Origin of the sequence: Micrococcus sp. APC 4021, assembly GCF_030407635.1 — a bacterium.
GTDB classification, from domain to species: domain Bacteria; phylum Actinomycetota; class Actinomycetes; order Actinomycetales; family Micrococcaceae; genus Micrococcus; species Micrococcus luteus.
Genome location: NZ_JASDCZ010000074.1, coordinates 1 through 11,217 on the forward strand (window position 1 = coordinate 1; position 11,217 = coordinate 11,217).

Consider the following 11,217-nt stretch of genomic DNA (forward strand, 5'->3'; position numbering starts at 1 on the left):
TCGTCAGGCTGCCGGGGGGACTGGGGAGCAGACATGGGCCGGAGTCTACGCGGCGCGTCTAGAGTGGCGGCATGGATCGACAGCAGGACTACGTGCTCCGCACCATCGAGGACCGGGACGTCAAGTTCGTCCGGCTCTGGTTCACGGACGTGATCGGCACCCTGAAGTCGGTGGCCCTGTCTCCGGCCGAGGTGGAGAACGCCTTCACGGAGGGCCTGGGCTTCGACGGCTCCTCGATCGACGGATACACCCGCATCTCCGAGTCGGACATGCTGCTGCAGCCCGATCCCTCGACCTTCCAGATCCTGCCCTGGCGCGGCGACCAGGGACAGAGCTCCCGGATGTTCTGCGACGTGCTCACCCCGGACGGCCGGCCCGCCCCCGCCGACCCGCGGCACGTGCTGCGCCGCGTGCTGGACCGGGCCGCCGATCGGGGCTTCACGTGCTTCACCCACCCGGAGATCGAGTTCTACCTCCTGCAGTCGGACCAGCCCGGCCCGGACGGGGAGCCGGTGCCCGTGGACCGCGCGGGCTACTTCGACAACGTGCCCGGCTCCGACGCGGCCGACTTCCGCCGCGACGCCGTCAGCCTCCTCGAGGGCATGGGCATCTCCGTCGAGTTCAGCCACCACGAGAACGGCCCCGGCCAGAACGAGATCGACCTGCGCGCGGCGGACGCGCTCACGACGGCGGACAACGTGATGACGTTCCGGACCGTCGTCAAGGAGGTCGCCGCCGCCCAGGGCACGTACGCCACGTTCATGCCCAAGCCGTTCTCCGAGCACCCCGGCTCGGGCATGCACACCCACATCTCCCTCTTCGAGGGCGACTCCAACGCCTTCTACGACCCCGCGGACGAGTTCCGGCTCTCCGTGACGGGCCGCCGGTTCATCGCGGGCCTGCTGCGCCACTCCGTGGAGATCAGCGCCGTCACCCACCAGTTCGTGAACTCCTACAAGCGCCTGTGGGGCGGCGGCGAGGCGCCCTCGTACGTCTCCTGGGGCCACAACAACCGTTCCGCGCTCGTGCGCGTGCCCCTGTACAAGCCGGACAAGGCCGGCTCCGCCCGCATCGAGTACCGCGGCATCGACGCCTCGGCCAACCCGTACCTGGCCTACGCGCTGCTGCTGGCCGCCGGCCTGAAGGGCATCGAGGAGGGCTACGAGCTGCCCGAGTCCGCCGCCGAGGACGTCAGCGCGCTCACCACCCACGAGCGGCGCGTGCTCGGCCACGTCCCCCTGCCCGGCACCCTGCACGACGCCCTGCGCGCCGCCGAGGAGTCCGAGTTCGTCGCCTCCGTTCTGGGCGAGCACGTCTTCGACGCCCTGCTGCGCAACAAGCGCCAGGAGTGGGACGACTACCGGGTGGAGGTCACGCCGTACGAGCTGCGGCGCTACCTCTCCGGCCTCTGAGGCGCCGGCCGTGTCCGCCCTGCCCGACGCGGCGACCGCCGACGCCCCGGACCGCCGCACCCTCGCGCACGCCGGCGTCGCCGACGCCGGCCGCGTGCAGACGCTGCTCACCTCGCCCGAGTTCGAGGGCGTGGACGTGCGTCCCCTCGTCGAGCTCCTCGGCCACGCCGCCGATCCCGACCGGGCCCTGCTGCTGTGGGTGCGCCTGGCCGAGCGCGAGCCCCGCGTCCACCACGCCCTCCGGGACCCCGAGACGACGGCCCGCCTGCTGCGGCTGCTCGGCGCCTCCGAGGCCCTCGGCGAGTTCCTCATCCGCCGTCCCGAGCACCTGGACCTCGTCCTCGACCCGGACGCGGCCGCCGCCACCGCGCCCGCCCTCGCCCAGCCCGACCCGACCGCCGGCGAGCCCTGGGGTGATGCGTCCGCCGCCCTGCGCCGCCTGCTCCTGGACTCGGTGGGCGCCGACCCGGATGCCGACCGCCCCCTCGCGGCCGTCACCGGCAAGGACGCCGCCGTCGCCTTGCGCCGCGCCTACCGCCGCCAGCTGGCCGCGATCGCCCTGCGCGACCTCGACTCCGCCGAGCCCACGGCGGCCATGCCCTCGGTGGGCCGCTGGCTCGCGGACCTGGCCGGCGCCACCGTGGACGCGGCGCTCGCCGTCTCACGGGCCGTCCTCACCGAGCGGGAGGGCCCCGTGGTGGACCGCGTGGACCTCGCCGTGATCGGCATGGGCAAGTGCGGCGCCGGCGAACTCAACTACGTCTCAGACGTGGACGTCGTGTTCGCCCACGCCGTCCGCGAGGCCGCGGACGGCGCGGACCCCGACGCCCAGGTCCCGGACGGGCCGCGCGCCGCCGCGCTCGCGGCCGAGCTGGCCGCGGGCATCGGCCGCGTGATCCAGGGTGCGGCCCCCGAGCCGGGACTGTGGGAAGTCGACGCCAACCTGCGTCCCGAGGGCAAGGACGGCGCCCTGAGCCGCACCGTGGAGTCCCACGCCGAGTACTACCGCCGCTGGGCCCACGGCTGGGAGTTCCAGGCCCTGCTCAAGGCCCGCCCGATCGCGGGCTCGCCACAGCTCGGCGAGCGCTACATCGCGGAGATCTGGCCCCGGGTGTGGGAGTCCTCCGCGCGCGACGGGTTCGTCGAGTCCGTCCGGGCCATGCGCGCCCGGGTCCTGGACACCCTCGCCCCCGCGGAGCGCGAGCGGGAGATCAAGCTCGGGCCCGGCGGTCTGCGCGACGTCGAGTTCACGGCCCAGCTGCTCCAGCTCGTGCACGGCCGTGCGGACGAGTCGCTGCGGGTGCGCGGCACGCTCGACGCGGTGCGGGCGCTGCACGCCGCCTCCTACGTCACCACGCGAGACGCGCGGGCGTTCGACGAGCACTACCGGTGGCTGCGCACCCTCGAGCACCGCATCCAGCTCGTGCACCTGCGGCGCACCCACCTGATGCCGGTCAAGGAGGAGGCCCGCCGCGTCGTCGCCCGGTCGATGCGCGGCGCCGCCGACCGGGGCCCCGCCACCGGCGAGGACCTCCAGGCCGAGTTCACGCGCGTGCGCCGCGCCGTGCGCGGTCTCCACGAGACCGTGTTCTACCGGCCGCTGCTGTCGACGACGGCCGCCCTGTCCGCCGAGGACGTGCGGCTGTCCGCGGAGGCCGTCCGCGACCGCCTGGCGGCGCTGGGCTACCGCGACCCGCAGGGCGCCCTGCGGCACATCGAGGCCCTCACGCAGGGCGTCTCGCGCCGGGCCGCGGTCCAGCGGCAGCTGCTGCCGGCCATGCTCGGGTGGTTCGCGCGGGGCGCCGACCCCGACGGCGGCCTGCTCGCCTTCCGCCGGCTCTCCGAGTCGCTCGGCGGCACGGCCTGGTATCTGCGGATGCTCCGCGACTCCTCGGACGCCGCCCGGCGGCTGTGCCTGGTCCTGTCCGGCTCCCGGTTCGTGGGGGACCTGCTCGAGCACTCGCCCGAGGCCGTGGCCTGGGTGGGGGACGACCGGGAGCTCGACCCCCGGGGCGCCATCCAGCTCTGGCGCCAGGTCGACGCGCGGCTCGACCGCCGCGTGGCCGCGCAGGAGGCCCCGGCCGCCGTCCGCCACGTGCGGCAGGTGCGCCGCAGCGAGACCCTGCGCGTGGCCCTGGCGGACATCTCGGGGCTGCTGGACCTCGAGGCCGTCACCGGGGCCCTGTCGGACATCGACCAGATCACCGTCGTCGGCGCCCTGCGCGTGGCCTCGCGCGCCGTCGTCGGGGACGCCGACCCGCTCACCGACGTGCTCGTGGTGGCCATGGGCCGCCAGGGCGGCCGGGAGATCACCTACGGCTCGGACCTCGACGCCCTGTTCGTGCACCGGCCACGCCCCGGCGTCGACGAGGGGCGGGCGCGCGAGCAGGCCGAGGAGGTCGTCCGCACGCTCATGGCCCTCCTGCAGAAGCCCGTCGCGCCGCCGCTGCCCGGGGAGCGGCGGCTCGAGGTGGACGCCGACCTGCGCCCCGAGGGACGCCAGGGGCCCCTGGTGCGCACCCTGGACTCGTACCGGGAGTACTACGGTCGCTGGGCCGAGGTGTGGGAGCGGCAGGCGCTGCTGCGCGCCCGCCCCCTGGCCGGCGACGACGACCTGGCCACCGACTTCCGCCGCTGGGCCGACGGCGTCCGCTACGCGCAGGACCTCTCGGCCGCCGATGCCCGGGAGATCCGCCGGATCAAGGCCCGCGTGGAGGCCGAGCGGCTGCCCCGCGGGGCGGATCCGGCGCGCCATGTCAAGCTCGGGCGCGGGGGGCTCTCGGACGTCGAGTGGCTCGTGCAGTCAATGCAGCTCAAGCACGCCGGTCAGATCGAGGACCTGCGCGTGACCGGCACGCTGCCGGCGCTGCGGGCGATCGCCCGGCACGACCTGCTGCCCGAGTCCGAGGTCGCCGTCCTCGAGGAGGCCTGGCTGTTGGCCACCCGGATCCGCGCCGCCCTGCTGCTGTGGACGGGCAAGGTCTCCGACGTGCTGCCCACGAACATGCGCGACCTCGAGGCCGTGGCCCGCCTCAGCGGGGTGGGCACGACCGGCGGGGAGCTCGAGGAGCGCTACCTGCGGGTGACCCGCCTGGCCCGTCAGGTGTTCGAGACCCGGTTCTACGGGCTCTGAACGACGCCGGCCCGCCACCTCGACGGGGTGGCGGGCCGGCCGTGCTCCGGTGTCGCGAGCGCCGGCTCAGGCGCGCACGACGTGCTCCCCGAGCAGCTCCAGGGTGCGTCGCCGCACGCCGGCGTCCTGGGCCGCCGTCGTGATGATCAGCTCGTCCGCCTGGACCCGCGCCGCGAAGTCGTGCAGCCACGCCGCCGTCGTCGGGCCGGTGCCCACGGCCGTGCACTCGAGCATCCCGAGCACCTGCTGACCGGCGGGGGAGTGCAGCAGCATCTCGACCTCGTCGTCGGTGAGGGTGCGGCCCCGGCCGAGCATCATCCGGATGCGCGCCCGCTGCGCGGCCTGCCACTCCCGCTCGGCCACCTCCTCGGTGTCCGCGGCGATCACGTTGGCCGCCGCGATGAAGTGCGGCTCCGCGAGGGCCTCGGAGGGCTCGAAGTGCTCCCGGTACAGGCGCGCCGCATGCTCGAGCATCTGCGGTGCGAAGTGGCTCGCGAACGCGTAGCCCAGGCCGAGCTGCGCGGCCAGCTGGGCGCCGAACGCCGAGGAGCCGAGGATGTACAGCGGCACGTTGGTGCCCTTGCCGGGGTAGGCGTCGATGCCGGGGATCAGGCTCTGGCCGGTGAGGTAGCCCTGCAGCTCGAGCACGTCCTGCGGGAAGCGCTCGGCCGCCGACGGATCCCGGCGCAGCGCCTGCAGCGTCCGCTGGTCGGTGCCGGGGGCGCGACCCAGGCCCAGGTCGATGCGGCCGGGGTGCAGCTCGGCCAGGGTGCCGAACTGCTCGGCGATCACCAGCGGCGAGTGGTTGGGCAGCATGACGCCGCCGGAGCCGAGGCGGATCGAGTCGGTGTGCGCGGCCACGTGCGCGATGAGTACGGCCGTGGCGGAGGAGGCGATGGAGGGCATGTTGTGGTGCTCCGCGTACCAGACGCGCCGGAAGCCGGCGGCCTCGGCGACGCGGGCCTGCTCCACGGATTCGGCGAAGGCTTCGCCCATCGGGGCGCCGTCGCGGACGAGGGCGAGGTCCAGCAGGGACAGCGGCAGGGGGGTGGGGGCGGTGTGCTCGGTCATGGTGCTCCTGGTCTGCGGGCCGCCCGGCCGGGCGGAGGTCTCCACAGATCCAGCGCCCACCGGCCCCGGACTATTCCGCGGCCGGGCACGACGACGGCCGCCCGCCTCCGGCGTGGGAGACGAACGGCCGTCGTCGGGGCCGCGGCGGGCGGATCAGACCGAGTAGTACAGCTCGAACTCGTAGGGGTTCGGGCGCAGGGCCAGCGGGGCGATCTCCATCTCGCGCTTGTACGCGATCCAGGTCTCGATCAGCTCCTCGGTGAACACGTCGCCGGCCAGGAGGAACTCGTGGTCCTCCTCGAGGGCGTTCAGGGCCTCGTCCAGGGTGGCGGGTGCCTTCTGGATGTCGGCGGCCTCCTCGGCCGGCAGCTCGTAGAGGTCCTTGTCGATCGGCTCGGCCGGCTCGATGCGGTTGCGGATGCCGTCCAGGCCGGCCATCAGCTGCGCGGCGAACGCGAGGTACGGGTTGCCCGAGGCGTCCGGGGCGCGGAACTCGATGCGCTTGGCCTTCGGGTTGGAGCCGGTGATCGGGATGCGGATGCCCGCCGAGCGGTTGCCCTGCGAGTAAACCATGTTCACGGGGGCCTCGAAGCCCGGCACCAGGCGGCGGTAGGAGTTCACCGTGGGGTTGGTGAAGGCCAGGACCGCGGAGGCGTGCTTCAGCAGGCCGCCGATGTACCAGCGGGCGGTGTCCGAGAGGTTCGCGTAGCCCTTCTCGTCGAAGAACAGCGGCTCGCCGCCGTTCCACAGGGACTGGTGGCAGTGCATGCCGGAGCCGTTGTCGCCGAAGACGGGCTTGGGCATGAAGGTCGCGGACTTGCCGAACATGTTGGCGACGTTCTTGACGACGTACTTGAACTTCTGCAGGTCGTCCGCCGAGTGGGTCAGCGTGTTGAAGCGGTAGTTGATCTCCGCCTGGCCCGCGGCGCCCACCTCGTGGTGGGAGCGCTCTACCTCGAGGCCGACCTCGGCCAGGACCGAGCAGATCTCGTCGCGCAGGTCGGCCTGCTTGTCCGTGGGGGAGACGGGGAAGTAGCCGCCCTTGAGGCCGGTCTTGTGGCTCAGGTTGCCGCCCTCGTCCTCGCGGGAGGCGTTCCACCAGGCCTCGTCCGAGTCCACGGCGTAGAACGAGCCGCGGGGGGAGGACTCGTAGCGGACGTCCTCGAAGATGAAGAACTCGGCCTCGGGGGCGAAGAACGCCGTGTCGGCGATGCCGGAGGAGCTCAGGTAGGCCTCCGCGCGCTGGGCCACGCCGCGCGGGTCGCGCAGGTAGGGCTCGCCGGTGCGGGGGTTCACGATGGAGAAGTTCATCGTGAGGGTCTTGCGGACCCGGAAGGGGTCCACGAAGGCCGTCGCGACGTCCGGGATGAGCTGCATGTCGGACTCGGCGATGCCGGCGAAGCCCCGGATCGAGGAGCCGTCGAAGAGCTGGCCCGTGACGAAGAAGTCCTCGTCGACGCTCGAGGCGGGCACGTTGAAGTGGTGCTGCATGCCGGGGAGGTCGGTGAAGCGGACGTCGACGAACTCGATCCCCTCATCCTTGATGTACGCGAGGACGTCCGCGGGGGAGGTGAACATGGTGCGCTCCTGTGGTCGTGACGATGGTGGCATGTCCGGCACGGCGGCGCTGGCGTGGCGGGTGTCATCACCCTACTTGCCCGGCGGCCTCCGTGGGCGTCGGTGACGCCCCACGGCGAGCCTCGCGGTTCCGCGCCGGTAGGCTGGGCCGGTGGCACGCAGAGCACCCGACCCCGCGCAAGAGCCCGAACCGACCCGCCGCGACGAGCCGCTGATCACCCGGCGCGACCTCGCCGGCTGGGTGGACGGTCCGGGCGGCGGCCTGGCCGGCGGCCGCTGGCCGGGGGACCTGCTGGGCCTGCCCGAGCACGGCCCGACCTCGATGGCCACTGCGGCCCGCCGCGCCGTCGCCCTCGTGATCGACTGGTTCCTGGCCCTGGGCGTGTCCTGGCTGCTCTTCGACTCCGACGCGATCGCCACCCTGATGGTCTTCGCCACCATGCACATCCTGGGCATCACCCTGCTGGCCACCACCGTGGGCAAGGCCGTGTGCCGCACCCAGGTGGTGCGCCTCGGCGGCCGGACCGCCCCCGTGCACCGCGTGGTGGTGCGCACGGCGCTGCTGTGCCTCGTGCTGCCGGCCGTCGTCGTCGGCCCGGACGGCCGCGGCATGCACGACAAGGTCGCCGGCACCGTCGAGATCCGCATGTGAGCGCACCGGCCCGCGCCGGACGACGCCGGATCCGACTCGACGCGAGGCCGGACACGACGAAAGGGGGGCGCCCCGCCGAATCCTCGGCGGGGCGCCCCCCTTTCGCGCGGGTGCGTCGGCGCTCAGCGGCCGCGCATGGCGCGCCGGCTCGGGCGCACCTTGTTCGGGTCGACGCCCTTGGGGATGGGCAGCCGGTTGGTGTTGAGCGCGGTCAGACGCTTGTCCACGGCCTGGACCTCCTGCGCCGTGAGGGCCTTCTTCATGCCCTTGAGCGTGCCGGGCAGCTCGTGCAGCGGGACCTGGCCCTGGCCGTTGCCGGACTCCACCACGGTGACGGGCACGCCGGGCAGGAAGCGGCGCATGGCCTTCTCCTCCTTGACCACCAGCGCGGCGACGCGGGGGGAGGGGCCCTCCGTCACCAGCACGACGCCCGGCCGGCCCACGGCGCGGTAGACGAGGTCCTGGGTCTTCGGGTTCACGGCGGCCGGCTGCTCGGACACGATCCAGCCGCGGCCCAGCGTGGAGAGCGCGGCGCCGGCGGCGCCGGGGCGGCCCTCGAGCTGGGCGAACCCGGCGCGGCGCGCCTTCCGGTTCAGGATGACGACGGCGGCGAGCACACCGAACGGGATCGCGATGAGCAGCCACGTGATCCAGTTGTCCAGCAGGAGGCCGATGACGAGGCCGACGACCAGGGCGCCCAGGAAGGCCAGCAGCATCCACAGTCCGACCTTGGGGTCGTGCGCCTTGGTCATGGCGTAGGCCTGCTTGAGCTGGGAGATCACGCCCGGGCCCTTCGTGGCGCGCTTGTCCCGGCGCTGGGCCTTCGCCTGCTCCTTCTCGCGGAGGCGACGCTCGCGCTGCATGGCCTTGACCTCCTTGAGCGTGGCGGAGGTGGAGCCGGAGGAGGACGCGGGGGGCTGGCTGTTCTTCGTCATGACGGGGTCCAGTCTAGTCGGGCGGCTCAGGACATCTGGGCGACGACGGCGGAGGCCTCCTGGCGGGCGGTCTTCTCCCCGGCCAGGTGCGCCAGGTTCTCCGGCAGGGTCCGGCCGAGGCGCTGCATGGCCTGCGCATAGAGCTTGCCCGCGCGGTACGACGAGCGCACCAGCGGGCCCGCCATGACGCCCTGGAAACCGATCTCCTCGGCGCGCTGGGACCACTGGACGAACTCCTGCGGCTTCACCCAGCGGTCGATGGGGTGGTGCAGCTTCGAGGGCCGCACGTACTGCGTGATGGTGATGATGTCGCAGCCGGCCTCGTGCAGGTCCACCAGGGCCTGGTCGATCTCGTGGTCCTCCTCGCCCATGCCGAGGATGAGGTTGGACTTGGTCACGAGCCCGTCGGCCTTGGCCATCGTGAGCACCCGGAGGGACTTCTCGTACGTGAAGGCCGGGCGGATGCGCTTGAAGATGCGCGGCACCGTCTCCAGGTTGTGCGCGAACACCTCGGGCCGCGCGTCGAACACTTGCTGGACGAGCTCCGGCACCGCGCCGAAGTCCGGCGGCAGGATCTCGACGCCGGTCCCCGGGTTGAGCGCGTGGATGCGGCGGATGGTCTCCGCGTAGAGCCACGCCGCGCCGTCCTTCTGGTCGTCACGGGCCACGCCCGTGACGGTGGCGTACCGCAGGTCCATCTCGCGGATGTTCTCGGCGACCTTCTGCGGCTCCTCCATGTCCAGGGGGCGCGGCTTGCCGGAGGTGATGTCGCAGAAGTCACACCGGCGGGTGCAGATGTCCCCGCCGATGAGGAACGTGGCCTCGCGGTCCTCCCAGCACTCGAAGATGTTGGGGCAGCCGGCCTCCTCGCACACGGTGTGCAGGCCGGCGGACTTGACCTTGTTCTTCAGGCCGATGTACTCGGGGCCCATGTGGACCTTGGCCTTGATCCACTCGGGCTTGCGCTCGACGGGCACCTCGGCGTTGCGCGCCTCCACGCGCAGCAGGCGGCGTCCTTCGGGGGCGAGGCTCATGCGGGGATTCCTTCCGTGGGGGTGACGGCGATGTACGCAGGCCCGAGCTCGTCCAGATGACGGGTGAGCACCGGCACGACGTCGGCCGGGGTGATGGTCCGGCCCGTCTCGACCGACAGGGTGGTGGTGGCGGCGTCCGTGATGCCGCACGCGATGATGCCCTCGTAGGGGGCCAGGGAGTTGGAGCAGTTCAGTGCGAAGCCGTGCATCGAGACGCCGTCGTGGATGGACAGGCCGATGGCGCCGACCTTGCGGTCCGGGCGGGCCGTGCCGTCGTCGTCCCGGTCCGCGAGGACCCAGATGCCTGCCCGCCCGTCCACGCGGACGGCCGTGACGCCGAACTCGGCGGCGGTGCGGATCAGCAGCTCCTCGAGGAACCAGACGTAGTCCTTGACGTGGGCACGGTCGCGCAGCCGGACCACGGGGTAGCCGACCAGCTGGCCCGGCCCGTGCCATGTGATCTTGCCGCCGCGGTCCACGTCCACGACGGGGGCGCCGTCCGTGGGGCGCTCGGCGTCCTCGGTGCGGCGACCGGCCGTGTAGACGGCTTCGTGCTCCAGGAGGAGGAATTCGCCGTCGGAGCGGCCGGCGACGACGTCCGCGTGCAGGGCGCGTTGGGCGTCCCAGGCGGCGTGGTAGTCCACCAGGTCGGGCGCCAGGCCGAGCACGCGCAGGGGCGGCAGGGGTGTCTCGGGCATGACGTCCACTGTAGTCCTCGGGCCCGGACCTGTGGACAACCGCCGTGACGCTCGGGGACATGCGGCACCCTGGGCTGGAACGGACGGCGCGGCGGAGAGGGGAGACCGATGCGGGACTGGGACGAGGCGGACGGCGGCGCGGCCGGACGCGTCGGCGGCGGGCCGGAGACCGAACCGGAGAGGTCGTCGGAGCCGGGCACGGCTGCGCCGCGCGCCCCGGGCTGGGAACCCGTCCGGCTGCTCGGCGCGGGCGCCCAGGCGGAGGTCTGGCTCGTCGAGGACGGTCGGGGCGTCCGGGCCGCCCTGAAGGTGCCCCGTGCCGGCGCGGCGCCGGATGCGCTGGCGGCGGAGGCGCAGGCCGGACGGGTCGCGCATCCCCATCTGCTGCGCGTGCTCGGCGTGGTGGAGACGGACCGGGGCCTCGGGGTCCTCACCGAGCACCGCGCGGCCGGCACGCTGCAGGACATGGTGCAGCGGGTCGGACCCCTGAGCCCGGGGCAGGCCGTCACCGTGCTCGTCCCGATCGCCCAGGCTCTCGCGTGCCTGCACCGCGAGGGGGTGGTGCACGGCGACGTGTCCCCGGCGAACGTCCTGTTCGGCGTCGACGGCAGCCCGGCCCTCGCCGACCTCGGCGTCGCCCGGGTGGTCGGCGGGGCGTCGGGGGCCGGGGCGACGCCGGGCTTCGCGGCCCCCGAGGCGCTCGC

9 protein-coding genes are annotated in these 11,217 nt (G+C 73.5%); 4 read left to right on the forward strand and 5 right to left on the reverse strand.

Annotated elements, in window-relative coordinates:
* The first annotated feature begins 71 nt into the window (after positions 1–71).
* Positions 72–1,412, forward strand: a complete 1,341-nt coding sequence (gene glnA / locus QL983_RS07680; protein WP_036340718.1) for a type I glutamate--ammonia ligase — start codon at positions 72–74, stop codon at positions 1,410–1,412.
* Between the two features lie 10 nt (positions 1,413–1,422).
* The gene (locus QL983_RS07685) at positions 1,423–4,545 is read left to right on the forward strand and encodes a bifunctional [glutamine synthetase] adenylyltransferase/[glutamine synthetase]-adenylyl-L-tyrosine phosphorylase (protein WP_129867203.1); all 3,123 of its coding nucleotides are present in this window, start codon (positions 1,423–1,425) and stop codon (positions 4,543–4,545) included.
* A 66-nt stretch (positions 4,546–4,611) separates the two neighbouring features.
* Here QL983_RS07685 and QL983_RS07690 read toward each other — a convergent pair whose 3' ends face one another.
* Positions 4,612–5,616: an LLM class flavin-dependent oxidoreductase gene (locus QL983_RS07690; RefSeq protein WP_036314199.1), complete on the reverse strand. Its 1,005-nt coding sequence runs from the start codon at positions 5,614–5,616 to the stop codon at positions 4,612–4,614.
* Between the two features lie 153 nt (positions 5,617–5,769).
* Positions 5,770–7,194, reverse strand: a complete 1,425-nt coding sequence (gene glnA, locus QL983_RS07695) for a type I glutamate--ammonia ligase (protein WP_036314201.1) — start codon at positions 7,192–7,194, stop codon at positions 5,770–5,772.
* Positions 7,195–7,345: 151 nt separating this feature from the next.
* On the opposite strand from glnA (QL983_RS07695), the gene QL983_RS07700 reads away from it, so the two are divergent.
* The gene (locus tag QL983_RS07700; protein WP_049146950.1) at positions 7,346–7,846 is read left to right on the forward strand and encodes an RDD family protein; all 501 of its coding nucleotides are present in this window, start codon (positions 7,346–7,348) and stop codon (positions 7,844–7,846) included.
* Between the two features lie 122 nt (positions 7,847–7,968).
* Here the strand turns inward: QL983_RS07700 and QL983_RS07705 are convergent, their stop codons facing one another.
* The 3 genes from QL983_RS07705 to lipB are packed head-to-tail and all read right to left on the reverse strand — an operon-like array spanning position 7,969 to position 10,513.
* A complete protein-coding gene (locus QL983_RS07705) occupies positions 7,969–8,781 on the reverse strand; it encodes a DUF4191 domain-containing protein (RefSeq protein WP_036314203.1) in 813 nt (270 codons plus the stop codon).
* Between the two features lie 26 nt (positions 8,782–8,807).
* On the reverse strand, positions 8,808–9,815 hold the full coding sequence (gene lipA, locus QL983_RS07710) for a lipoyl synthase (RefSeq protein ID WP_036383060.1): 1,008 nt from the start codon (positions 9,813–9,815) through the stop codon (positions 8,808–8,810).
* On the reverse strand, positions 9,812–10,513 hold the full coding sequence (gene lipB, locus QL983_RS07715; protein WP_036314221.1) for a lipoyl(octanoyl) transferase LipB: 702 nt from the start codon (positions 10,511–10,513) through the stop codon (positions 9,812–9,814). The genes lipA and lipB overlap by 4 nt, the downstream gene beginning before the upstream one ends.
* 108 nt (positions 10,514–10,621) lie before the next feature.
* Between lipB and QL983_RS07720 the strand changes: the two genes are divergently transcribed.
* A partial coding sequence (locus QL983_RS07720) for a protein kinase (RefSeq protein WP_290152161.1) occupies positions 10,622–11,217 on the forward strand: 596 nt, incomplete at its 3' end.